Source organism: Priestia megaterium, from assembly GCF_046599315.1.
Taxonomy (GTDB): domain Bacteria; phylum Bacillota; class Bacilli; order Bacillales; family Bacillaceae_H; genus Priestia; species Priestia megaterium_F.
This window is the reverse complement of sequence record NZ_JBKIKC010000003.1, coordinates 571474-597241: the sequence shown is the minus strand read 5'-3', so window position 1 is coordinate 597241 and position 25768 is coordinate 571474. Positions and strand designations below refer to the sequence as shown.

The 25768-nt window shown below is 39.0% G+C and carries 22 protein-coding genes, 1 tRNA gene and 1 other annotated feature; of the genes, 1 reads left to right on the top strand and 22 read right to left on the bottom strand.

The window, feature by feature from the left end; translation table 11 throughout:
• Window positions 1–2: 2 nt before the first annotated feature.
• Window positions 3–1343 carry a glutamyl-tRNA reductase gene (hemA, locus tag ACLHDF_RS14110; protein ID WP_413919371.1) on the bottom strand — a complete coding sequence of 447 codons (1341 nt, stop codon included), beginning with the start codon at window positions 1341–1343 and terminating at the stop codon, window positions 3–5.
• A gap of 329 nt (window positions 1344–1672) precedes the next feature.
• Between hemA and ACLHDF_RS14105 the strand changes: the two genes are divergently transcribed.
• Window positions 1673–2158 carry a LiaF transmembrane domain-containing protein gene (locus ACLHDF_RS14105; protein WP_413919370.1) on the top strand — a complete coding sequence of 162 codons (486 nt, stop codon included), beginning with the start codon at window positions 1673–1675 and terminating at the stop codon, window positions 2156–2158.
• Window positions 2159–2255: 97 nt separating this feature from the next.
• On the opposite strand, the gene yihA is transcribed toward ACLHDF_RS14105, so the two are convergent.
• The 21 genes from yihA to ACLHDF_RS14000 form a co-directional block, all read right to left on the bottom strand.
• Window positions 2256–2843 (bottom strand): ribosome biogenesis GTP-binding protein YihA/YsxC, encoded by a 588-nt coding sequence (gene yihA / locus ACLHDF_RS14100; protein ID WP_413919369.1) that lies wholly within the window; start codon window positions 2841–2843, stop codon window positions 2256–2258.
• Window positions 2840–5164 carry an endopeptidase La gene (lon, locus tag ACLHDF_RS14095; RefSeq protein ID WP_413919368.1) on the bottom strand — a complete coding sequence of 775 codons (2325 nt, stop codon included), beginning with the start codon at window positions 5162–5164 and terminating at the stop codon, window positions 2840–2842. The genes yihA and lon overlap by 4 nt, the downstream gene beginning before the upstream one ends.
• A gap of 259 nt (window positions 5165–5423) precedes the next feature.
• Window positions 5424–7091, bottom strand: coding sequence for an ATP-dependent protease LonB (gene lonB / locus ACLHDF_RS14090; protein WP_413919367.1), 1668 nt, complete (start codon window positions 7089–7091; stop codon window positions 5424–5426).
• A 152-nt stretch (window positions 7092–7243) separates the two neighbouring features.
• A complete protein-coding gene (gene clpX / locus ACLHDF_RS14085) occupies window positions 7244–8509 on the bottom strand; it encodes an ATP-dependent protease ATP-binding subunit ClpX (RefSeq protein ID WP_413919366.1) in 1266 nt (421 codons plus the stop codon).
• Window positions 8510–8893: 384 nt separating this feature from the next.
• The gene (tig, locus tag ACLHDF_RS14080) at window positions 8894–10180 is read right to left on the bottom strand and encodes a trigger factor (RefSeq protein WP_413919365.1); all 1287 of its coding nucleotides are present in this window, start codon (window positions 10178–10180) and stop codon (window positions 8894–8896) included.
• 221 nt (window positions 10181–10401) lie between these two features.
• Window positions 10402–11403 carry a tetratricopeptide repeat protein gene (locus ACLHDF_RS14075; RefSeq protein ID WP_413919364.1) on the bottom strand — a complete coding sequence of 334 codons (1002 nt, stop codon included), beginning with the start codon at window positions 11401–11403 and terminating at the stop codon, window positions 10402–10404.
• Between the two features lie 101 nt (window positions 11404–11504).
• Window positions 11505–12095 (bottom strand): 3-isopropylmalate dehydratase small subunit, encoded by a 591-nt coding sequence (gene leuD / locus ACLHDF_RS14070; RefSeq protein WP_413919363.1) that lies wholly within the window; start codon window positions 12093–12095, stop codon window positions 11505–11507.
• Window positions 12096–12109: 14 nt separating this feature from the next.
• The gene (gene leuC, locus ACLHDF_RS14065; protein WP_413919362.1) at window positions 12110–13525 is read right to left on the bottom strand and encodes a 3-isopropylmalate dehydratase large subunit; all 1416 of its coding nucleotides are present in this window, start codon (window positions 13523–13525) and stop codon (window positions 12110–12112) included.
• Window positions 13526–13583: 58 nt separating this feature from the next.
• A complete protein-coding gene (leuB, locus tag ACLHDF_RS14060) occupies window positions 13584–14693 on the bottom strand; it encodes a 3-isopropylmalate dehydrogenase (RefSeq protein ID WP_413919361.1) in 1110 nt (369 codons plus the stop codon).
• 19 nt (window positions 14694–14712) lie between these two features.
• Entirely contained in the window at window positions 14713–16248 is a 1536-nt protein-coding gene (locus tag ACLHDF_RS14055) for a 2-isopropylmalate synthase (RefSeq protein ID WP_413919360.1), read from the bottom strand.
• Window positions 16235–17260, bottom strand: a complete 1026-nt coding sequence (gene ilvC / locus ACLHDF_RS14050; RefSeq protein ID WP_221779420.1) for a ketol-acid reductoisomerase — start codon at window positions 17258–17260, stop codon at window positions 16235–16237. Before ilvC ends, ACLHDF_RS14055 begins: the two co-directional genes overlap by 14 nt.
• 64 nt (window positions 17261–17324) lie before the next feature.
• A complete protein-coding gene (gene ilvN / locus ACLHDF_RS14045; RefSeq protein ID WP_251391588.1) occupies window positions 17325–17837 on the bottom strand; it encodes an acetolactate synthase small subunit in 513 nt (170 codons plus the stop codon).
• Window positions 17834–19561 carry an acetolactate synthase large subunit gene (gene ilvB / locus ACLHDF_RS14040; protein ID WP_413919359.1) on the bottom strand — a complete coding sequence of 576 codons (1728 nt, stop codon included), beginning with the start codon at window positions 19559–19561 and terminating at the stop codon, window positions 17834–17836. The genes ilvN and ilvB overlap by 4 nt, the downstream gene beginning before the upstream one ends.
• Before the next feature lie 69 nt (window positions 19562–19630).
• Window positions 19631–19884, bottom strand: a binding site (T-box leader).
• Window positions 19885–20211: 327 nt separating this feature from the next.
• Window positions 20212–20285 (bottom strand) — tRNA-Arg (locus tag ACLHDF_RS14035).
• Between the two features lie 125 nt (window positions 20286–20410).
• On the bottom strand, window positions 20411–20923 hold the full coding sequence (locus ACLHDF_RS14030) for a metallophosphoesterase (RefSeq protein WP_413919358.1): 513 nt from the start codon (window positions 20921–20923) through the stop codon (window positions 20411–20413).
• Between the two features lie 15 nt (window positions 20924–20938).
• The gene (locus ACLHDF_RS14025) at window positions 20939–21532 is read right to left on the bottom strand and encodes an XTP/dITP diphosphatase (protein WP_413919357.1); all 594 of its coding nucleotides are present in this window, start codon (window positions 21530–21532) and stop codon (window positions 20939–20941) included.
• 9 nt (window positions 21533–21541) lie between these two features.
• Window positions 21542–22288 carry a ribonuclease PH gene (rph, locus tag ACLHDF_RS14020; RefSeq protein WP_413919356.1) on the bottom strand — a complete coding sequence of 249 codons (747 nt, stop codon included), beginning with the start codon at window positions 22286–22288 and terminating at the stop codon, window positions 21542–21544.
• A gap of 135 nt (window positions 22289–22423) precedes the next feature.
• The gene (locus tag ACLHDF_RS14015) at window positions 22424–23509 is read right to left on the bottom strand and encodes a GerMN domain-containing protein (protein WP_413919355.1); all 1086 of its coding nucleotides are present in this window, start codon (window positions 23507–23509) and stop codon (window positions 22424–22426) included.
• 112 nt (window positions 23510–23621) lie between these two features.
• On the bottom strand, window positions 23622–24416 hold the full coding sequence (racE, locus tag ACLHDF_RS14010; protein ID WP_413919354.1) for a glutamate racemase: 795 nt from the start codon (window positions 24414–24416) through the stop codon (window positions 23622–23624).
• A 10-nt stretch (window positions 24417–24426) separates the two neighbouring features.
• On the bottom strand, window positions 24427–24870 hold the full coding sequence (locus tag ACLHDF_RS14005) for a MarR family winged helix-turn-helix transcriptional regulator (RefSeq protein ID WP_413919353.1): 444 nt from the start codon (window positions 24868–24870) through the stop codon (window positions 24427–24429).
• 210 nt (window positions 24871–25080) lie between these two features.
• Window positions 25081–25695: a PH domain-containing protein gene (locus ACLHDF_RS14000; protein WP_013059383.1), complete on the bottom strand. Its 615-nt coding sequence runs from the start codon at window positions 25693–25695 to the stop codon at window positions 25081–25083.
• Window positions 25696–25768: the final 73 nt, after the last annotated feature.

The window sequence follows — 25768 nt, the reverse complement described above, 5'->3', positions numbered from 1 at the left end:
ACTTAAGACTGATAAGCTACTGAATGAGACGTAATCGCTGTATGAAGCTGCTCTTCTTTTTCTTTTTGCAAAGCAACTTCTTGTTCAATGTTAAAAATCTTCATGAACAGCTCTAAAGACTCTTCAGCATGTTTCTCTCCAGCCAATTCTTTCGCGTGTAAAATTGGATCGCGAAGAAGTTGATTAATTATACTTTTTGTATGTTTATTTAAAACTTTGCGCTCACGCTCAGATAAATTCGGAAGCTTGCGATCAATGCTTTTCATCGTTTCAGCTTGAATGGTAAGTGCTTTTTGACGAAGTGCAGAAATAACAGGCACAACGCCTAATGTACCAAGCCAAGACTTAAAAGTAACAATTTCAGCTTCAAGCATAATTTCAATTTCATCCGCAGCTTTTTGACGCTCTTGCAAGTTGGATTCTACAATCCCGTTTAAATCATCGATATCGTATAAAAAGACTGTCTCTAGCTCGTCTAATTCTGGGTCTAAATCACGCGGAACGGCGATGTCCACCATAAACAATGGGCGACCTTTACGCGTACGCTCAGCTTCACTCATCATTTCTTTCGTTACTACATAGTCATTAGCTCCTGTTGAACTAATTAAGATATCAGCTTCGCTTAAAGCCTGTTGAAGATCAGCAAATGGTTTGGCTTCTCCAGAAAAACGGTTTGCTAACTCCTGTGCCTTTTCAAATGTTCGATTCACTACGGTTACTTTTTTAGCTCCGCTGCCATATAAATTTTGCACGGCAAGCTGACCCATTTTTCCAGCACCAAGAATCAATACGTGTTTGGATGATAAGTCTCCAAAAATCTTTTTAGCAAGCTCTACAGCTGCATAGCTGACAGAAACTGCATTCGCACCAATTTCTGTTTCATGATGAGCTTTTTTAGCTAATGTCACAGCTTGTTTAAACAGCTGATTAAAAACCGTTCCAATTGTTTCTTCTTCTTGAGCAAGCAAAAAGCTTGAACGCACTTGTCCAAGAATTTGTGTTTCACCGATCACCATTGAATCCAATCCGCATGCTACTCGGTATAAATGTTCGATGGCTCCATCATTTTCATAGATGGTTAAATAAGGCGAAAACTCTTCTTTATCTATTCCGAACCATTCAGCTAAAAATGCTTTTACATAATAACGGCCCGTGTGTAATTGATCAACAACAGCATAAATTTCCGTACGATTGCATGTTGAAACAATGATGTTCTCCAAAATACTTTTTTGGCCGCTTAACGTTTTCATGGCAGACGCTAGTTCTTGCTCATTAAAACTAAGCTTTTCTCTTATTTCAACAGGGGCTGTTCGAAAGTTTAAGCCGACTGCTATAATATGCATTTGTACATACCCCCTATAATTGAAATGTGCTTATTTATCCGAATTTGACGGGCAGTAACCCCTAAATTCCCAGAGAGCTACAGTGAGATAACTGCCCGTAAAATCCGGCGTTTTTCCTTCTACGATTAGTAAAAATCGGCGAACATCACACAGGTGTAAGCTTCGCCTTATCTCTAACTATTATAACATGTTCTATAAGTCATTCGAAAAAAAAATGTGAACAGTCTTTGAAAACATGTGTTAAGATATTAACTGTTATTCCGTAATAAATTGTATCAAAAAAGCAGCGTTTTATCACGTTTTCTGTTTTGAAACACCTGGAGGTTACTATGAAAAAGCAATCAATGTTTTTTGGTGTCTTACTAGTTGGATTTGGAATCTTTTTTTTACTGAATGAACTACATATGAGCATTGCAGCAAAAATATACACGTGGCCTGTACTGTTAGTTTTAATAGGAGCAGCACTGTTCACTGAGTCTGCTTTATCTCAAGATCATTCAAACTTGCTTGCAAGCTACATATTAATCACTTTAGGTATTCATTTCTATGTAAGTGAACAAATTCCCTTTTGGCCTACAAATATTAGCATGGTCGTTTTTATGGTGGCCATTAGCTTTTTACTCAGTGCTAGAAAAGCCAAATCAGGCTTTTTTCAAGGCGGCATCCTTTTAATTATTGCCATTTTAATGATGTTTTCAGACCGTCTTAAACTATTTTTGCCAAAAGTTGAAGATGGCGTAAATTATTTAACAACCTTCTGGCCTATTTTATTGTTACTAGTTGGGCTATATTTATTATTTTTCAAACGAAAGTAATCTATGTAAACAAGTAAAAAAAAATGGAACGTTTGACTCACTTCCTATTAAAGTGGTGATAAACGTTCCATTTTTTATGCTTCTATTACTACTTTGTTTAGTGAGTCATACGATACTGCAAAGATTTCCACGCTTTATCTTTTCCTTCACCCGTTTCAGATGAGAAATGAATTAATTCATCATTTGGATCTAAATCCAGCGTTTCTCTTACTACTTTTAAATGCTTTTGCCATTTCCCTTTAGGAATTTTATCAGCTTTCGTCGCAATGACCATAACGGGAATGTCGTAGTGCTTCAAAAACTCGTACATCATAACGTCATCCTTTGAAGGTGCATGGCGCAAATCAACGATCATTAACACAGCTTTAAGCTGCTCACGATTTGTTAAATACGTTTCAATCATTTTCCCCCATGCTTCACGCTCTTTTTTAGATACTTTTGCAAATCCGTAGCCAGGTACGTCTACAAAGTGAAGGATTTCATTAATTAAAAAGAAGTTAAGCGTTTGAGTTTTTCCAGGCTTAGACGACGTGCGCGCTAAGCTTTTGCGATTGAGCATCTTATTAATAAAAGATGATTTTCCTACATTCGAACGGCCTGCTAACGCAAATTCTGGCAGGTTTTCTTTAGGATATTGTTCAGGGCGTACGGCACTGATAACAATATCAGCTTGAGTTACTTTCATTTTACCTCTCCTACTAGCGCATGTTCCAATACTTGGTCCACATGTGACACAAGAACGATGTCTAATTCCTCTTGTACACTGTCGGGAATATCTTCAATATCACGTTCATTATCATGAGGGATTAATATTTTGGTTAATCCGGCACGATGTGCACTAAGCGACTTTTCTTTTAAACCACCGATTGGTAATACGCGACCTCTTAGTGTAATTTCTCCTGTCATTCCAACTTCTCTACGCACTGGTTTACCCGTCAGTGCTGATACTAGAGCAGTGGCAATGGTAATCCCAGCAGAAGGTCCATCCTTTGGTACAGCTCCTTCTGGAACATGGATATGGATATCATGTTTTTCATAAAACTTTTCATCAATTCCTAGTTTCTCTGCATTTGAACGCACGTAGCTAAATGCTGCCTGAGCTGATTCTTTCATCACGTCTCCAAGCTTTCCGGTTAGCACTAGTCTTCCTTTACCAGGGGATAAGCTTACTTCAATTGCTAGCGTGTCTCCCCCCACAGTTGTGTAGGCAAGACCTGTAGCAACACCGACTTGATCTTCCGTCTCAGCCTGTCCGTAGCGGAACCTAGGCTTACCAAGGAATTCTTCAAGTGTTTTTGCTGTCACTACCACGCGTTTTTTCTCACCAGAGACTACGATACGAGCTGCCTTTCGGCAAATTGAAGCAATTTCGCGTTCAAGGTTACGAACGCCGGCTTCTCTCGTATATAAACGAATGATTGCCGTTAGCGCATCGTCGCGAATTTGCAAATTGCCCTTTTGCAATCCATGATTCTCTAACTGGCGCAGCAATAGGTGACGCTTCGCGATTTCAAGCTTTTCCAGCTCTGTATAACCAGCAATTTGAATAATTTCCATTCGATCGCGAAGCGGTCCCGGAATGGTAGCTAAGTTATTAGCCGTAGCCACGAACATCACTTTTGATAGATCATACGTTTCTTCTATATAGTGATCACTGAAATTATGGTTTTGTTCAGGGTCCAATACTTCTAACAAAGCAGAAGACGGGTCTCCTCGGAAATCATTTGACATTTTATCGATTTCATCAAGTAAAAATACCGGATTAATTGTTCCTGCTTTTTTCATCCCTTGAATAATACGGCCAGGCATAGCTCCCACGTACGTGCGACGATGGCCGCGAATTTCCGACTCATCTCTCACGCCTCCTAGAGATACTCGTACAAAATGACGGTCTAAAGACGTAGCAATTGAGCGAGCTAAGGATGTTTTTCCTACGCCAGGAGGTCCTGCTAAGCATAAAATAGGACCTTTAAGCGATTTTGTCAACTGCTGTACAGCTAAATATTCTAATACGCGTTCCTTCACTTTTTCAAGGCCATAGTGCTCATCATTCAGCACCTTTTCAGCATTATGAATATTGAGCGTATCTTCCGTTTCATTTGTCCAAGGTAGGGCAATCAACCATTCGATATAATTTCGAATGACTGAGCTTTCAGCGGAGGTAGCAGGAATTTTTTCATAGCGATCTAATTCTTTAAACGCAACTTGTTTGACATGGTCAGTCATCCCACTTGCTTCAATTTTTTCACGAAGTGTTGCTACTTCTCCCGTCTTTCCTTCTTTGTCTCCAAGCTCTTTTTGAATCGCCTTCATTTGCTCACGAAGATAATACTCTTTCTGAGTGCGTTCCATTGATTTCTTTACACGCTGTCCAATTTTTTTCTCCAGCTGCAACACTTCTTGCTCGTCTTGGATATGAGAAATGATCGTATTTAATCTTTCTTTCACATCGGTTATTTCTAAAATTTCTTGTTTAAGCTGAATTTTTATTGGCAAATGAGAGGCTACAATATCCGCTAATCTTCCTGGTTCTTCAATATCGCTTACGGTTGAAAGAGTTTCAACGGACACCTTTTTGGAAAGTTTTATGTATTGTTCGAAATAGTCTAAGAGCGTACGCATCAGCGCTTTATCTTCTACATCAACCTGATGTTCTTCGTTTTGCTTTTCCACGTGAACAACAAAGTATTCTTCACTGTCTTCAAATTCTGTAACGGTTACGCGATTTAGTCCTTCAACCAATACGCGCATCGTTCCATTCGGGAGCTTTAGCATTTGTTTAATTTTTGCTAAAGTGCCGGTTCTATATAAATCCTCTTTCGTTGGTTCATCGATACCCATATCTTTTTGTGATACTAAACAAACTAAGTGATCATCCATCATTGCTTTTTCTAATGCTTGCACAGATTTGTCTCGTCCAACATCTAAATGAAGCACCATTGTCGGATAAACGATTAAACCTCGTAAAGGCAGTAGCGGCATTGTCAATTTTTCTTTTTCTGCCATGCAATGAACACCTCCAATGCTCGTCAATTAAAGTATGTAAAGTGTGAATTCTTTTAACAATTTTATCTCATTTGTATACACATGTCTAACAATAGTAATTATTAATTGTATCATGAGAAAGAATTAAAAGGCAAAGCATATCTTTTTAAGCTCTTTTCATAAAAAAGCGCCTTTTTCGTTGGCTGTGTATAAAGATTTTATACGCGAAAAAGGCGATGAATATTCATCTGGCCATTAATTTTTAAATATCATGGTAGAATTAGCTAGATTCTCTCTTTGAAATAGCAGAATCTACCGACAGATGTGTAACATGCTCATGTACAGATAATAGCGCTTGTTCAAATACTTCTATTAAATGATGTACAGGAATAATATCAATACCCTTTATCTTTTCTACCATTGCATTCATGTTTTCCATTGGCACAATCACCGTCTGAACTCCTGCTTGTTTTGCTGCCTTAATTTTTGGAATTACTCCGCCAATTGGTTTCACATTGCCGTGCAGACCAATTTCTCCAGTCATTGCCACGGTATGTTTGATTGGTACTTCATAAATCGCTGAGTAGATACCTGTTGCCATGGCAATACCAGCGGAAGGGCCATCAATTGGCACGCCTCCTGGAAAATTCACATGAATATCATACTCATCCGCTGGAACATCCATTGAGCGAAGAACGGTTATGACATTTTCAATTGAGCTTTTCGCCATACTTTTACGGCGAATAGACTTCCCTTGGCTTCCTATACTTTCCTCTTCCACGATACCCGTAATAATAATGTTTCCTTTCTCTTTTGCAGGAATCGCTTTGACTTCAATTTCTAAAAGAGCTCCAGAATTAGGCCCGTAAACCGCTAATCCATTAATAAGCCCCACTTTTTCCTCATCTGCAATTTTCGGATCATGTCTTGGAGATAGTTGACTAGAATGCACAATCCATTCGATATCTTCATTTTTAATGTCCGTTCGTTCTTCTGATATGGCTAATCCAGCCGCAATTTGCATCATATTAACCGTTTCACGTCCGTTGCGTGCATATGTAGAAAACAGAGACAAACCTTCTTCTGAAATATCCATTCGTACTTTATTTGCTGCTTTTTTTGCAACTGTAATAATTTCATCACGATCAAGCTCACGGAAAAATACCTCTACGCATCTGGAACGAATGGCAGGCGGAATTTCACTAGGTGTTCTAGTCGTCGCACCAATCAAACGAAAGTCTGCTGGCAAACCGTTTTGAAAAATATCGTGAATATGTGTTGGGATTTGTGTGTTTTCTTCGCTGTAATAAGCACTCTCCATAAATACTTTTCGATCTTCTAGAACTTTTAACAGCTTATTCATCTGAATAGGATGTAATTCTCCAATTTCATCAATAAATAAAATTCCCCCGTGTGCATCCGTAACCGCTCCTTGTTTTGGCTGCGGAATTCCAGCTTGGCCCATAGCACCTGCTCCTTGGTAAATGGGATCATGAACAGACCCAATCAAAGGATCTGCAATGCCTCGCTCATCAAAACGCGCCGTGGTTGCATCTAATTCTACAAATACAGCTGATTGTTTAAAAGGTGATTTTTTATTCTTCTTTGCTTCTTCTAACACTAAACGTGCTGCAGCTGTTTTTCCTACTCCAGGCGGTCCATATACAATAACGTGCTGTGGATTAGGGCCACAAAGAGCAGCCTTTAGTGATCTAATTCCATCTTCTTGTCCGACAATATCGGAGAAGCTAGACGGCCTTACACGTTCGGCTAGCGGCTCAGTTAAAGAGATGGCTCTCATCTTCTGTAATTGCTCCATTTCTTTCTTTGAATCCCGGTCAATTGAGACTTTTTGCGTACGCTGATTACGTAATAAATTCCAAAAATATAAGCCAATAATGATACCAAAAAAAAGTTGGACCATTAAGGCAATATTCGTCCAGTTCATAGATAAACCTCCTGCGCAGTTTAGTAAGATAATTATCAGTTATTATCTCCCTGCAGCAGTAGGAATAAACAAGATTCTAGTAAAAAGTAAAATTTAGTTGTCCTTCATCAACTGAAAAAAGCCGGGTACTCAATTTGAGTACCCGGCTTTTTTTATGCTGATGTTTTGCTGCCTTCTTGAATTGTAGATCCGTCTTCTAATACGAACTTAGGCGCCGCTTGATCACGAACTGTTTCACCTGTGATAATACATTTTGTAATATCCTCACGTGAAGGAAGATCAAACATTACATCTAACATAATACCTTCAATGATTGAACGTAGACCACGAGCACCTGTTTTGCGCTCAATTGCTTTTTTAGCAATCTCTACTAAAGCCTCGTCTTCAAAATCAAGTTCAACGTTATCGAGTTCAAGCATTTTTTGATATTGTTTCACTAGTGCATTTTTCGGCTTTGTTAAAATCTCAACTAGCGCTTCTTCATCAAGAGGAACTAAGCTAGCAGTAACCGGTAAACGACCAATAAACTCTGGAATTAAACCAAATTTTAATAAATCTTCAGGTAATACTTTTGCTAGTAACTCTTTTTCTGTAAAGTCTTGTTGTTTTGTTTCTGAACCGAAACCAATTACTTTTTTACCTAGACGACGCTTAATAATAGGTTCGATTCCGTCAAATGCACCACCACAAATAAATAAGATATTTGTTGTATCAATTTGAATAAATTCTTGATGAGGGTGTTTACGTCCACCTTGAGGAGGAACGCTCGCTACAGTACCTTCTAAGATTTTAAGAAGAGCCTGCTGCACACCTTCACCTGATACATCACGTGTGATAGATGGATTTTCAGACTTACGCGCTACTTTATCAATTTCATCGATGTAGATAATACCTTTTTCAGCTTTCTCCACATCGTAATCAGCTGATTGAATTAATTTTAGTAAGATGTTTTCCACATCTTCTCCTACATAACCCGCTTCTGTTAGAGATGTTGCATCTGCAATCGCAAACGGTACGTTTAAAATACGAGCCAATGTTTGAGCTAGTAAAGTTTTACCGCTTCCTGTAGGTCCAATTAATGCAATATTACTTTTTGATAACTCAACGTCATCGATTTTACTGTTTGAATTGATTCGTTTGTAATGGTTGTATACCGCAACGGATAATGATTTTTTCGCATCCTCTTGACCAATTACATACTCATCTAAAATGTCACGAATTTCTTTTGGTTTTGGTACATCTTTAAATTCTACTTCTTCTTCTGTACCTAACTCTTCTTCTACGATTTCCGTGCAAAGTTCAATACATTCATCGCATATGTAAACACCTGGACCCGCAACTAACTTGCGTACTTGTTCTTGTGTTTTACCACAAAATGAGCATTTTAACTGCCCTTTTTCATCGTTAAATTTAAACATAATTTTCACCCCTTGTAGTATTTACTAAAGTGCTCGAAGCTGATTTCTATCCGTGCTATAGCCCAACAACATGAACAACTCATCTATTTGTAGGTAAATGCCCTTCTTTATCACGTAGTAAAAACGCTATGAAAAGATTTGTATTGCATTTTACCATACATTTTCTTGAATAGATACTAAAACGTTTTATGTATATGTTATTGATGAGCATAACAGAATGGAGATCTGCTATTATATAGTGTCCTCTTATTGGGCCTATTTCATAACCACGGATTTCAAACAATGGGTTAAAGCTGCTTCTACGGTGTTGGTTATGATATAAAAAAACTATTGAAGTTTATAAAACAAGGCACGATCAAGTCGCGCCTTGTTTCTTACTTACTATTATGCAACAGCTTTGCTGTTTTCTACAAGAAATTCAACTGCTTTACGTACTTTCATGTCTTCTTTAATGCTATCAAGACTGCCAAGCACTTTCTTAATTTCTTCGACAGGCATGTTGTACATTCCTGCCATGTTTTCTAATTCTTTTTCTACTTCTTCTTCGCTTACTTCAAGATTTTCAGCTTTTGAAATAGCTTCTAGCGTTAAGTTGATTTTCACACGCTTTTCAGCATCCGGACGCATTTGGTCGCGAAGAGCTTTTTCATCTTGACCTGAGAATTGGAAGTAAAGTTCAAGGTTAAGACCTTGCATTTGTAAACGTTGTTCAAACTCTTGCATCATACGATCCATTTCAGTGTTGAACATTGCTTCTGGAATTTCTACTTCAGCATTTTCAGCAGCTTTTTCTACTAAAGTGTCACGAAGAGCTGATTCTGCTTGGTTCTCTTTATCGCTTTGTAATTTTTCTTTTGTTTTTGCTTTTAACGCTTCTAAAGTTTCTACTTCTTCATCTACGTCTTTTGCAAACTCATCGTCTAAAGCTGGAAGCTCTTTAGATTTAATTTCGTGTAATTTCACTTTGAATGTAGCAGCTTTACCAGCTAGCTCCTCAGCGTGATACTCTTCAGGGAAAGTTACTTCCACTTCTTTTTCAGCGCCTACTTCAAGACCAACTAATTGCTCTTCAAAGCCAGGGATGAATGTGTTAGAACCGATTTCTAAAGAATAGTTTTCGCCTTTTCCGCCTTCGAATGCTTCGCCATCAACGAAACCTTCAAAGTCGATTACAGCTGTATCGCCTTCAGCTACAGTTCCTTCTTCTTTAACAACTAGCTCAGCGTGACGCTCTTGAAGTGTTTTTAATTCAGCTTCAACGTCTTCATCTGTTACAGTTGTATCTACTTTTTCTACTTCTAAGTTTTTGTATTCGCCTAATTTAACTTCAGGCTTAACAGTTACTTTAGCAGTAAAAACTAAAGGTTGTCCTTTTTCGATTGTTTCAACATCAATTTCTGGACGATCAACTGGCTCGATACCAGCTTCAACAATTGCGTTGCTGTAAGCTTCAGGTAATAAGATGTCTAGTGCATCTTGGTATAAAGATTCTACGCCAAAACGTTTTTCGAAAAGTGGACGAGGCATTTTACCTTTACGGAACCCTGGTACGTTTACTTGTTTTACAACTTTTGTGAATGCTTTATCTAAGGCTTTATCAAACTCAGCAGCTTCAACTTCTACTGTTAAAACGCCTTGATTTCCTTCTTGTTTTTCCCATTTTGCAGACATGAATGTTTCCCTCCAAAATCATTTTAAGTAGTGATTTCTAAATTAGATAATGCAGATAGCCTATCAGGTCAAACCTCAATCATTATCTATTTAACTCCCTATTACTTTAAAGTAAGTAGGAATGTAATGTAAAGATGAAATTCTACTATACGTATTTAAGTGCATTTTACAACCATTATATTATAACATACAACAATGACGTTTCAACTAAACACCACATTTTATATAAAAGAAATTTCTTCAATTTCTTTTAGGTCTTTAATCGCCTTTCTTAATTCAGCTAAAGAGAAACTTCCGTCTTTCCCTGCTTTAGCTGTATCTGACTCTTCTCCTTGCATCATCAAACTAACAGCATACACTGCCTCTGTCCAAAGTTTTACATTATCACCAGGAAGAAACGGAAATGTAATAAATAAATGACGCTGCCATATCTCAATAGCAACCTGCAGCAACGTAGGGTTTTCATGCTCAAGCTTTTCCGTCAGCTGCTTTTCTACTTGCTCTGCAAACAGATATGGTGTTGTTCTTTGAAGCTGAAGCGCATTTACTTTTTTCGTCTCTCCAAACTTAGTAATCATAAAATCAATATCTACTTCTTCTTCCATGACTGTTTTTAAAGCAACTGTTTTTACGATAGGATGAACAGATTCAGATAAAAATAGTTGCTCCAGAAAGAAGCGCTGCTTTTCGATTCTCTTTGTTTTTAATGAATGAACCCATTCAAGCTGATCTTGAATATTATCCAGAGCTGTGAATGATTTAAACTGCTCTAGCTGTTCTTCTTCTGTTTGTTCTTCTACAACTTGTTCTTGATTCATTCTATTCTTACAGAACTCCAATAGCTGGTAAAGCTGTTCAGCATGTTCAGAAGGGAGTTTGTGCTCTTGAATAACTGCTTGTAGAGTGACATATCCTTCACGATAGTGTCCAAGCTGAATTAACACCATGAGATACATTTGCAAATTATGATAATAATCGCCAATATCTTCTTTCAGCATTTGTTCACATAATTCCTTAGCTAAGCCTGCGTCACCAAGCTCCACGTGACAAATAACAAGGCCAAGCAAAATATCATGGTTCTTATTATCAAGTTCGTAGGCCTGCTCAAATAAAGGAAGTGCTTCTTGAAATTGCTTATGTTGCATATAACCTGTAGCTTTTTCAACCAACCGTTCTTTTAATAGAGGAAAAGCTACAATTTTGTTTTGTTGTTCATTCGACATGTTTTCTCCCCACTTCGCGGTCCATTTGCTTTACAGTTTAGCAATTCGATTAACGGAACGCAAAAAAATCGAGCAAAATCATAATTTCGCTCGATTTTTTGTTAATATCTTACCGTTTTCGCTTCATAAGCAGAAATGTCGTCTTCGAAAGAAAGCGTATAGCCAATTTCATCATATCCGTTAACAAGCATATATTTCCAATGACCATTAATATCAAACGTCCGTTCAAAACCTGCTTCATCGGTAATTTTTTGCTGATGAAGATTAATAGTACAGGCGTAAGAAGCACTTTGAGACTCTTTCATTAAATAGGAAACATCTTCTTTTGGTAAAACAATAGGCAAAATACCATTTTTTAGACAGTTTTGTTTAAAAATATCCGCAAATGAAGGTGCGATAATAGCACGGAACCCATAGTCTAAAAGCGCCCATGGAGCATGTTCACGTGACGAACCACATCCGAAGTTCTCGTCAGCTACAAGAATTGTTGCTCCTTGGTTTTGAGGCTGATTTAATTCAAACGTTTCATTTAACGTTTCATCTTCATTGTATCGCCAGTCAAAAAATAAAAATTGGCCAAAGCCAGTACGCTCAATTCTTTTTAGAAATTGCTTTGGGATAATTTGATCAGTATCTACGTTTGCTCGGTCGAGACCTGCTACTTTCCCTGTATGGATTGTAAAAGCATTCATCTGTGTTCTCCTCCTTATCGCACCGCTTGTTCTTGTAGTTTGCGTACATCAACAAAATGCCCATGTACCGCTGCCGCTGCTGCCATTACCGGGCTTACTAAATGCGTTCTGGCACCTTTTCCTTGACGCCCTTCAAAGTTGCGGTTAGAAGTGGACGCACAATGTTCGCCTTGAGGAACTAAGTCAGAGTTCATGCCTAGGCACATGCTGCAGCCTGAGTCTCTCCATTCAAAACCTGCTTCAATAAAAATAGCTGATAACCCTTCTTCTTCAGCCACTCGCTTTACTTTTTGAGAACCTGGTACAATCATCGCTCGTACATCTGGTGACACTTTCTTTCCTTTAATAAAGGCTGCCACGTCACGAAGATCAGACAAACGAGCATTCGTACATGAACCAATAAAAACATGCTGAACTGGAATATCTTCTATTGCCATGCCAGGCTGTAAGCCCATATACTCAAGTGCCCGTGATAAAGACTTTTTCTCAGCTTCAGTTTTGCACTGTTCTAATGTAGGAACTTGCTTGCTAATATAAGAACTCATCGCCGGGTTTGTTCCCCATGTTACAACAGGTTCAATTGTATCTGCATCAATTTCCAGTGTTTCATCGTATGTTGCACCTTCATCTGTTGCTAAAGCTGCCCAAGCTTCCACTGCTTTTTCAAACTGTTCTTCTTTAGGGGCGTACTGACGCCCTTTAATATAAGAGAACGTGACATCATCTGGACTGATTAAACCAGCTTTTGCACCGGCTTCAATAGACATATTACAAATAGTCATGCGTTCTTCCATTGAAAGATCTCGAATACATTCGCCCGTAAATTCAACGATTGAACCCGTTCCAAAATTTACGCCGAATTTTTGAATAATTGCTAACACAATGTCCTTAGCGTAAACGCCAGGCTGCTTTTTACCATTTACTTTTACTTGAAGCGTTTTTGGTTTTGCTTGCCATAGCGTTTGTGTTGCTAAGACATGTTCTACCTCACTAGTTCCTATACCAAAAGCAAGCGCTCCAAATGCACCGTGAGTAGATGTATGGCTATCTCCGCAAACAATGGTTTTTCCAGGCTGAGTTAATCCTAGTTCCGGCCCAATGATATGCACAATTCCTTGCTCTTCACTTGTTAAATCTAAAAGCTTTACACCAAACTCTTGACAGTTTTCAGATAGTTTGTCTACTTGTTTCTTTGCAATCGGATCTTTAATATTAAAACGGTCAATCGTTGGAATGTTATGATCCATTGTAGCAAACGTTAAGTCTGGACGCTTCACTTTACGATTTGCCACGCGAAGACCTTCAAATGCTTGAGGGGACGTTACTTCATGAATAAGATGAAGATCGATGTATAATAAGTCCGGCTTCCCCTCTTCTCGACGTACAACATGTTGTTCCCAAAGCTTATCAATAATTGTTTTTGGCTTCATACTGCTCCTCCTTTCTAGTTATGAAAAACGTTTCTCACAAAACGTGAGAAACGCATGATTAACTGTAAGCTGTCATAATGCTTGAAATAGCAGAATCATTGGCAATTACCGCCGTTATTGCATCCACCATTTTATCGGTACCTAAATAATGATTACCATCTGCTAAGTCTGCTGTTCGATGACCTGCATGTAATACACTTTCAACCGCTTGTTCAATCACTGCTGCTTCTTTTTCTAATCCAAATGAATGTCTAAGCAACATTGCTGCAGATAAAATAGCAGCAATTGGATTAGCTTTATTTTGCCCCGCAATGTCTGGTGCAGAACCGTGAACCGGTTCATATAAAGATGGTCCATCAACCGTTAAGCTTGCAGATGGCAACATCCCTAACGATCCTGTCAGCATAGAAGCTTCATCACTTAAAATATCACCAAACATATTTTCAGTTACCACTACATCAAAATACTTCGGATTACGAATTAACTGCATTGCAGCTGAATCTACCAGCATATGTTCAAGCTCTACCTCTGGGTAGTCTTTTGCTACTTCTTCAGCTACTTCACGCCACACTCGGCTAGACTCGAGCACATTCGCTTTATCAACAGACGTTACTTTTTTACGTCGATTTACAGCTGTTTCAAACGCTTGGCGGATAATTCTTTCTATCTCTGTACGCTTATAAAATAATGTGTCGACAACCGTTTCTTCATTTCCTTCTGTTCGGCGTTCGCTAGGCTTACCAAAATATAACCCCCCTGTTAGCTCACGAACGATAATGAAGTCAACACCTTCAATGTATTCTTTTTTCAAAGGAGAGGCATCTGCTAAGCTATCATAAAACGTCACCGGACGAAGGTTAGCATATAAATCCAGTTCTTTTCGAATAGCTAGCAAGCCTTTTTCCGGTCGCAAATGCGACGGATTACGATCCCATTTTGGCCCTCCAACGGATCCAAGCAATACAGCATCCGCCTGCTTACAAGTCTCAATTGTACTTTCTGGAAGAGGTGTGCCGGCCTCATCAATTGCAGCTCCGCCAATTAATCCATACGTAAACTCGAATTGATGATCAAAGCGCTCTCCAATTGCTTTTAAAACGGCAACAGCGCCTTTGGTTACTTCTGTTCCTACGCCGTCACCCGGTAATACAGCGACTTTTTTTGTCATGGTGGTCTCTCCCTTCAGTTCACATTACTTCTTGCTTTGTATGATGCTGCTGAATAGCGATTAAACGATTAATGGCGTTCAGATATGCTTTCGCTGAAGATTCTAATACGTCGAATGCTACTCCGCGTCCGCTTGCTTCAGTTCCTTCGCTTTCAACCTTCACAAACACTTCAGCCAGTGCATCCGGTCCACCGTTAATAGACTGAATACGATAGTCTAATAGTTTTACATCTTGCTCAACACAGCGCTGCAGCGTATTGTAGATAGCTTCCACGCTTCCAGACCCCGTAGCTGCTTCTTGAATCTCTTCACCGTTTTCTTTGCGAAGCGTAATCGTAGCCGTAGGAATATTGTTCGTACCATACTGAACCTGAAGACTTTCAAGCTTATATTCACTATCTTTGCTAACTTGCTTTTGAATGACTAATGCCAATAGATCGTCATCCGTAATGTCTTTTTTCTTATCTGCTAAGTCTTTAAACTTCTCAAAAAGAACGTTTGCTTCTGTATCTTCCAATGTGAATCCAAGCTCTACTAAACGTGTACGGAAAGCATGACGGCCTGAGTGTTTGCCAAGCACAATTGGATTTTGTTTAACACCCACAAGTTCTGGGGAAATAATTTCATATGTTAACGGATTTTTTAAGACACCGTCTTGGTGAATACCTGATTCATGAGCAAAAGCATTTTTTCCGACAATTGCTTTATTTGGTGCAATATTCATCCCAGTAAGCTTACTGATAATGTCACTCGTGCGCTTGATTTCAGGTAAGATAAGGCCTGTGCTTGCTTGATAGAAATCTTGACGGACATGAAGAGCAAGTGCTACTTCTTCAAGAGCAGCGTTACCCGCACGCTCTCCGATTCCGTTAATTGTTCCTTCAATTTGAGTAGCTCCTGCTTCAATAGCAGCCATTGAATTGGCAACAGCTAGCCCTAAGTCATCGTGACAATGAGCTGACAAATCGACTTTATGAATATTTGATACATGTTCTTTTAAGTAATTAAATACTGATTGGTAGTCACCAGGAGTAATAAATCCCACTGTATCTGGAATATTAACGACTTTTGCACCTGCATCGATAACTGCTTCTACAATTCTAGCTAAAAACGGTAAATCTGTTCGACATGCATCTTCAGCAGACCATTGAACAACCGGGAATTTCTTGCTTGCGTATTTCACCATTTCCACTGCTGTTTCAAGTACTTCATCAGGTGTTTTTTTCAATTTATGCTGCATATGAATTTCGGAAGTAGCGATAAAGACATGCAGTCTTGGTTCTGCACTTTCTTTTAACGCTTCCCATGCAATGTCAATATCTTTTGTAACAGACCTTGCAAGGCCTGTTACAGAAGAATTTTTGACAATAGACGCAATTTCTTTTACGGATTGAAAATCACCTTTTGAAGAAGCGGGAAATCCGGCTTCAATGATGTCGATACCTAATCGCTCTAACTGCTTAGCAATTTCAAGCTTTTCTTGTAGGTTCAAATTGACTCCAGGTGACTGTTCACCATCGCGTAGCGTCGTGTCAAATAGTTTAATTTTTTGCACTAGCGATCACCGCTTCTTTCTTTTGTTTTTTAACAAACGGCATCATTTCACGTAATTGAGCGCCAACTTTTTCAATTAAATGTTCGTTTTCACGGTTATTGATAGCAGTAAATTCTGGACGGTTTGCTTGGTTTTCTAGGATCCAGCCTTTTGCAAATTTACCTGTTTGGATATCTTCAAGCACTTTTTTCATTTGTTCTTTTGAGCGCTCATCTACAACGCGTGGTCCTGAAACGAAGTCACCCCATTGAGCTGTATCAGAGATTGAATAACGCATGCCTTCCATTCCGCCTTCATACATAAGGTCAACAATTAGTTTTAATTCGTGTAAACACTCAAAATATGCAACTTCCGGTTGGTAGCCAGCTTCTACAAGCGTTTCAAAACCTGCTTTAACTAATGAAGTTAAACCGCCGCAAAGTACTGCTTGCTCACCGAAAAGATCTGTTTCTGTTTCTTCTTTGAATGTTGTTTCTAATACACCCGCACGAGCCGAACCGATTGCTTTAGCATAAGCTAACGCTACGTCTTTTGCTTCACCAGTTACATCTTGGAATACTGCGAATAATGCTGGTACGCCAGCTCCTTCTTCATATGTTCTTCTTACAAGGTGACCAGGACCTTTTGGAGCTACTAAGAATACGTCAACGAATTCAGGTGCGACGATTTGGTTAAAGTGAATGTTGAAACCGTGAGCAAATACTAAAGATTTTCCTGGTTTTAATCCCGGAAGAATTTCTTCGTTATAAACTTTCGGTTGATGCTCATCTGGAAGTAATACCATTACTACTTCTGCTTGTTGAACTGCGTCTTTTACAGATAATACCGTAAAGCCGTCTTGTTCTGCTTGGTCCCATGATTTACCTTTACGCAACCCTACTACCACGTTCACTCCGCTGTCGCGTAAGTTTTGTGCATGAGCGTGACCTTGTGAACCATAACCTACGATTGCTACTGTTTTACCTTGTAATAATTGATCCTTTGCATCTCCGTTATAATATACCTTTGTCATAATAAATCTCTCCTCTTAGTTTATATAGTTTTATATAGTTTACTTTTTTAGTAACTAGCTAGAATTAGATGATTGATGAAAGTTTAGTTGCTGCTTTTTGCGTGCCGCGTGGAACGGCTACTGTTCCTGTGCGCGTTACTTCTTTTAATCCATAGGGTTGAAGTAAATCAATCATTGCTTCAATCTTGCTGGATTCACCTGTTACTTGAATAATTAAGCTGTCGCGGCTTACATCAATGATAGTTGCACGGAAAGGCTCAATTACTGCATAAAGTTCGTTACGGCTTGCTGGTGTAGATGCTACCTTCATTAAAGCAAGCTCTCTTGACACCACCGCTTGATCCGTAATATCTTGAACTTTCAACACGTCAATCTGCTTATTTAACTGCTTAATCACTTGTTCAGCAGCATTATCATGCTCTACGTTCACAACAAACGTCATGCGTGATACATCCTCAGATTCAGTGTGTCCTACTGAAATACTCTCAATATTAAAATTTCTTTTTGTAAATAAACCCGTCACACGATTTAAAACGCCCGCACGGTTTAATACAGTTGCTGTAATGATTCGCTTCATGGTTTCACCCCTACCATTTCATGTAATCCTTTTCCAGGTGCAACCATTGGATATACGTTTTCTTTAGGTGCGACAAAGAAGTTTAGTAAAACAGGTCCCTCTGTTTCCATTGCTTCTTGCAAAGCTGCATGTGCTTCTTCTTCAGTAGAAGCCTGTAAACCTTTGATATCATAGGCTTCTGCAAGCTTCATTAAATTAGGCTGATTCGGAATTAAAGAGTGCGAGTAGCGTTCTTCATAGAAGATTTCCTGCCACTGACGAACCATTCCAAGCGACTGATTATTAAGCACAACCACTTTAACCGGTAAATTTAATTCTCGAATAACTCCTAATTCTTGAAGCGTCATTTGAAATCCACCGTCACCAACGACTGCTACAACTGTTTTATCTTTATTTGCCAGCTGAGCGCCGATTGCAGAAGGTAATCCAAAGCCCATGGTGCCAAGACCACCTGAAGTTACCCATCGATCTGGGTTATTAAATGTGTAGTATTGAGCTACCCACATTTGATGTTGCCCAACGTCCGTTGTGACAACGGCATCTCCATTTGTATACTTGTGAAGCAACTCAACTACTTTTTGTGGTTTTAACACGTCCGCTGAGTTCTGATACCATAATGGATATTCTTGTTTCCACGCTGCTAATTTCTCATGCCATTTCGTATAATCTCCAATTTCTCCTTCTTGCAAAAGCAATTGCTTTAATACTTCTTTCGCATCTCCAACAATTGGAATTTTAGTTGGGACATTTTTTCCAATTTCCGCTGGGTCGATGTCAATGTGAGCAATTTTTGCATTTGGTGCAAAATGCTTTAAGTTACCTGTTACACGGTCATCAAAGCGTGCACCGATACTAATGAGAAGATCGCTCTCATAAATTGCCATGTTCGCTGTGTATGTTCCATGCATGCCAGCCATTCCTAAATGAAGCGGATGATCCGCAGGAAAACAGCCTAATCCTAAAAGCGTATTAATAACCGGAATATTTTGACGCTCAGCATAATTTTTTAATTGTTCTGAACCTTTACTCAATAACACTCCCGCACCTGCTAAGATAACAGGTTTCTTTGCAGCTGCTACTGCGTCTGTTAATTTTTTCACCTGCAGCTGATTTGGAAAATAAGTTGGCTGATAGCCAGGTAAATCAATTTCTCCTTCGTAACTGAATGTTCCATCACCCTGTGCCATATCTTTTGGAATGTCAATTAAGACTGGACCAGGTCTTCCTGTTGTCGCAATATGAAATGCCTCTTTGATGATTCTCGGCATATCGCTGATATCGCGTACTTGATAGCTATGTTTCGTAATTGGCATTGTGATTCCTAGTACATCTGCTTCTTGAAACGCATCAGAACCAATTACACTTGAAGCTACTTGACCAGTAAAAACAACTAAAGGAAGTGAGTCAATCATCGCATCTGCCAAACCTGTTACGATATTTGTTGCACCAGGACCACTTGTTGCGATAACTACACCGGGTTTGCCTGAAATTCTTGCGTACCCTTCTGCTGCGTGAATTCCACCTTGTTCGTGACGAGCAAGTACGTGAAACATTCCTGAACCGTATAGCTTATCGTAAATCGGTAAAACGGCTCCCCCTGGGTAACCGAAGATGACGTCAACATTTTCTCTTCTTAGAGATTCAATCAACATGTCAGCTCCATTCATTTGTGCCCCAGTGCTTACAGGTTCTTTCGTTTGCATATTGGCTCCCACTTTTCTCATCCTTTCGTTTTCTAGATAAAAGAAAAAAAGACTTTTCACCCCTAAATAGACCCTATCAATTGATATAGGTCAAGGGGCGAAAAGTCTTTTGTACTTTACGCGGTACCACCCTCGTTTGTAATCGTAATGATTACCTCATGAATGTATACTATACATTCTTTTTGATAACGAGTGCTTTGGAAGTACACTCGGTCACCCTTACTGAATTTCAGGGTGACACTCTGAGGTGAGTTCATTTTGAGTTGGTAACATCGGCTTCCAGCAACCCGACTCTCTGTTGATACCTAAACATCAAAACTAATTATCCTCTTCAACGTTTTAAAACGCTATATGCTTTTTAATGAGTGCTTTGCACATCATATTTTAAATTAATTGTAACTAATTAAAATTTTTAGAAAACTTATATTTGAGGACTATCTTACGCCCATTTCTATGCATAGTCAACCACTTTTCGATATTTTTTTAGATAATTTAGACTAAACAGAATATTTGAATGCGTTTTCATTATTGATGTAATGAGGGTTTGCAGCAGTTCAAAAAGTTTTTCTGAAACGTTCATTTGTACACACTGAATGAACAAACATTCACTTTTAAAGTAAATAAAAATCCCAGCTTTTACTTTTTAGTAAAAGCCGGGATTTTTTATTGGACGTCCCAGGAGAGATTCGAACTCCCGACCGACGGCTTAGAAGGCCGTTGCTCTATCCTGCTGAGCTACTGGGACATAATATTAAAATGTATCAAGGACAATACTTATTATATTCAAATATAATTTAAAAGTCAACGTTTTTTTGAAATTTTATGAGAAGAGAGGTAAAAAACCTTCTCTTCTCCTTATATTTGGCTATATTATGCTGAAAGTGTACAGGTTAACTGCATGCTAGGGATATGTTTACCGCTTATATCGTAAAACTGCACGGTAGCTTCTGTACCATCCATTACTAATATAGCATACGTACATTCTTTTCTCATACGAGGAAGTAACATACTTCCCGGATTGATAAATAAAACTCCGTCCATGAGCTCAGCTCCCGCTATATGAGAATGCCCAAAACAGACAATATTTGCCCCGACTTCTCTCGCTTTATAATGCAAGTTCATCATAGACATTTTAACATTGTATAAGTGACCGTGTGTAACCAGACACGTAGCTTCTCCAAGTGACTCTACTCGATCATTGACATAAGATGCATCGTAGTCACAATTTCCTCGAACGCCTAAAAATGCAGACATTTCTTTGCTGTCTTGCGGCAACTCAGAGTCGCCACAATGAATCATCTTATCTACATCAGCATGTCTCTCTCTTATGGTGAGCAGTTCTTCTTGTAGCCCGTGGCTATCGCTTACAATTAATAGTTTCACACGTCATCACTCCTTCTAAAATTGCGCATCAATTAGCGGTGCTAGTTTTTGTAACGCATTTGCTCGGTGACTAATTTGATTTTTTTGTTCTTTAGACAACTCTGCCATGGAGCAGTTCCATTTTTCTACAAAGAAAATAGGATCGTACCCAAAACCGTTTTCTCCTCTTTTTTCCTCCAAGATGCGCCCTTCACACGTGCCTTCTACAATTTCTGTGCTCTTTCCAGGCACTGCAATGGCAAGAGCACAATGAAAGCGTGCCGTGCGCTTTTCAAACGGCACGTCACTTAATTTTTGAAGTACCTTCTCTATATTAGCATTATCATCTTTATTTTCACCAGCATAACGCGCGGAATAAACGCCTGGCTCCCCGTTTAAGACATCGATAGCAAGCCCAGAATCATCGGCAATGACCGGCTTATTTAACGCTGATGAGATGGTCTCTGCTTTTAGCGTTGCATTCTCTGCAAATGTAACGCCCGTTTCTTCCACATCTTCAATCTCAGGAAAATCAAGAAGCGATTTTACTTTAAATCTCTTCGGTGAGAAAAGTGTTTCAAAATCTTTTACTTTGCCTGCATTTTTAGTTGCAATAATAATTTCACGCACGTGAATCCCTTACCTTTCTTTAATCGGAATGTAAGCAGCTAGGTGATTAAGGACTTCCTTTTGCTGTTCAACCAATTGATAAATACCATTTTCCCCTAAATCTAGAAGATAATTTAACTGCTCTCTCGAAAAAGTCGATTCCTCTCCCGTTCCCTGCAGTTCTACAAACTGTCCGCTTCCTGTCATCACAATGTTCATGTCAACTTCCGCTGTCGAATCTTCTTCATAATTTAAATCTAAAATCGCATTTTCTCCATGAACACCTACCGAAGTCGCAGCTAAGTAGTCACGAATAGGAATTTCTGTCAGCTTGTTCTCTTCAACCAGCTTCCCAAACGCTAAAACCATAGCCACAAAAGCACCTGTAATGGATGCTGTTCTTGTTCCACCATCTGCTTGAATCACATCGCAGTCAATCCAAATTGTCTTTTCTCCGACCTTTTCAAGATCGACTACAGAACGAAGAGCTCGTCCGATTAGACGCTGAATTTCCATTGTTCGGCCCGTAACTTTACCTTTTGTTGATTCACGCATATTTCTTTGTGCTGTAGCTCGAGGCAGCATAGAATATTCAGCTGTAATCCATCCTTTTCCTTGTCCACGCATAAAAGGAGGTACTCTGTCGTCTATGCTTGCTGTACAAATAACCTTTGTGTCTCCTACCGAGATTAATACAGATCCCTCTGGATGCTTTAAGTATGAAGTATGAAGAGATACAGGTCTCAATTCATTAAATTCTCTACCGTCCAAACGCATTAAGCATGTCCTCCTATTAATTCATTTATATGTATATAGCCTCTTCCATTTTAACTATAAAACAGCGGAAAGAGGTCGCTGTTTCAGCAGACCTCTTTCTACTTAGTCTTTTACTAGTATAACAAAAATTTGTTTTTAAAAACTACCTGTGTTCACATTTTTAGGTCTTGCAACTGGTTCCGTTAACTTTTTCCCTTTTTCATCTTTTAGCGTTTTTTTGCCGTCTACCTTAATTGCAACGCTGTCTACAGCTTTTTGTTCCGTCAGTGATAACACTAAGGAGTCAAGAACACGCTGAGAAATTTCGGTTCCTTTTAAATTTCCAAAGATGTTTTTGTTAAAATTCAACGTTAACTCACCGTCTGCATACTTTGGAGCTGCTACTAGCTTTGCGTCAGGATTAAAGTCTGTCACTAAACCTGACGCAGGTGCGGGCCCTTCTACAAGCTCATTTACAATCGCAGTGTACATATCTTTGTCATCAGAAGCAATCCGTTTTGTCACAGGCACATAATACGTTTGTTTGCCTTCTTGAGCTAAGTAATAGATCGTAACGGGCTTCGTTTGGGTTACGTCAACTACTCCAGTATTATCAAAGTTAATGCCATCGGCTCTGCTCAACCCTTTACTGATTGGCGTATGATTTACAGGCATCTCATCTTTGTCATAGCCGTTAATACGAATTTTAACTTTATTTACTCCTTCAAACTGCGTCAGCGTCCACGTGACGGCCTGCAAGATACGTAGTTCATCTTCTTTTTTATACTCAGCAAATTCCGGTGAAAAATCTGCTACCATTGTGCCGTCACTTTCCAGCTTTGTCCCTAAAACTCTTGTATCAGCAGGAAGAACCGCTCGAAAATTATTCGGCAATAGGTTTGAGACTGGTCCACCTTCTACTAGATATTCAAGAGACTGCTTAGCCACTCCTTTTGATTTAGGGATTTCAAGCGTCTGGGGAACAACATAACCGTTTTTATCAATTAAGTAGAGTTCTCTTTTTGTAGGTGCAGATGTTTCTGCCGCTTTACTCTGTTTTTTATTAGCTTCCGTTAATTTCGCTTCGGTCGCTAATGATTTTTCATCTTTCACATAGGTGACATCCTTTGGCGGATCAATCTCCTTGGCTGCATTATCCCCTCCGAAAAGTCCACAGCCGGATAACAACACAGACGTGGTCACCACGGCGGATATGAGAACAAATTTGGTCTTTTTGGACATTCCTTTCCCTCCTCAGACTGTTTGTACTACTATGTATACGAGCTTTTTTGCATTTTAGACCAGCTCAAAAAAGTTTTTGCCCACAAAAAAACCGTGCATGATATGCACGGTTTTAAAGCTTAATATGTTCAACATTATATACAGGGTGCTCAAACCATTTAGATGCAATCGATTGAAATAGTTCTGTTGATCCTGTTGTAAAGAAGTAGTGTTCAGGCTCCATGTTTCTAGGAGCTAACAAATTGCTGTAAGAAAGAATGGCACTTACCTCTATTGCCGTTTCTTCGCCAGAACTGATTAACTGAACTCGAGGCCCAATTGCCTCTTGAATGACGGGCTTTAATAAAGGATAATGCGTACAGCCTAAAATAAGGGTGTCCACATCTGTATGATAAAAAGGTTTTAATGTTTCTTTTACAATTCGTTGTGCTTCCGGTCCTTCATAATTGCCGCTCTCTACAAGAGGTACAAACAAAGGGCATGCTAAATTTTCCACTTCTACTCTCGTATGAAGAGCGCGTAGTGCATGTGTATAGGCTTGGCTTTTTACGGTTCCGTTTGTGCCGATTACGCCTATTTTATGATTTTTAGTTACTTTAAGCGCAGCGCGTGATCCTGGTTCAATAACGCCTAAAACCGGAATATCGAGCTGTTCTTGAATTTCATCTAGTACAACTGCCGTAGCCGTATTACACGCAATAACAAGCATTTTAATATCTTTATCTACTAAATAATTAGTCATCTCCCACGTAAAAGCTCGTACTTCTTCACTAGGGCGAGGACCGTATGGGCATCGGGCTGTATCTCCGATGTACATAATTTGTTCTTTCGGAAGTTGCCTCATAATTTCTTTCGCTACCGTTAATCCGCCCACACCTGAATCTATAACACCAATTGGTCTACTCAAAACAATCGCCTCATTTTTCTTTCATTTCGTCATGTAATTTTCGTAACGTTACTCGTAAAACTTCCGTTTCACTGGGAGAGAAATTTGCCAGTACGCCATTTAAATACGTTTGTCTCTTTTCAATTACTTCTTCGATAACGCGCTCTCCTTCAGGAAGCAAATGAATACGTACTACGCGGCGGTCTTTCGGATCTTTCACCCGAACCACCAACTTATTTTTTTCCATACGATCTACTAAATCTGTCGTTGTGCTACAAGCAAGAAAAATACGATTTGATAAATCGCCAATCGTCATATCCCCACATTCAAACAGCCACTGCAAAGCAATAAACTGAGGTGGCGTAATCGTATAGTCTTCTAAAATTTCTCTTCCTTTTTGTTTCACAATCGCCGCAATATGTCGAAGTGACTTTTCTAATTCTGCCACTGTATCCTCATTATTTTTTGCTGTCATACCGTAATCCTTTCCACCTATAAGTCTTATTTTCTATTATTTCTATTAGTTAAACCCGCCTCTATTGTTTCTCTTTTCTATTTTATATTGTGCTCTTTTTTCGGTGATTTTTCAAGATTAACATGAGGATTATGCAACGTTCATCATAAGTCTACATACTCTTATTCAGCATAAAAAACAGCTGTTCCATAAAAGGAGCAGCTGTTTCTATTAATTATTGATATACAGCTCGAAAACTGAGCTGAAATCTTTTGTTGTGTAGGCTGTTTTCTTATCTAATAACCAAGAAAACGCAGCCTCGTTAATTTCTTTAAATTCACCAGCGACACTTCCGCTTGTATTTCTTGTACTGCTTAGCGTAGAAGAAGCTAGCTGAATGCTTTGTTTAGCAAAATCGAGCGCAATTTCATTTTCACGCGTTATTTCAGACATTTTAAACAGTGCTTTGTATAAATCTTTTACCTCTTCTATATGCTTTTTATGTACATCGATAGAAAAAGTCTCCGAGCCAATTTTAAATTTAATTTCTACATCTAAATCGACAGTTCCAGCCGTTTCTAGCATCACGTTTGAAATGTGATTTGTGCTGTAGTTATAGCGGCGAAGCATTCGCTTTTTACTTGTAGCACTTGTTCCATCAAGGTGAATGAGCGCTTTGTTAGTAAAGCAGTATTCATCTGACTTTGATTTGATTAGAAAATAAATCTTTTCTTGCTCTTCATGCATGACGTAATCGTCTGCATCTACCTTATCATAATCAACTGGCTTAATAACAGAACCAATATCACTTAGCCCCAACACATCAGCAGCTACTTTTCCAAACATTCTCCCATCTCCCTTTTAAAAACGATTGTATTATTTTCATGATTTAAGTGTACTGTGCAAATGGTGGGATGTA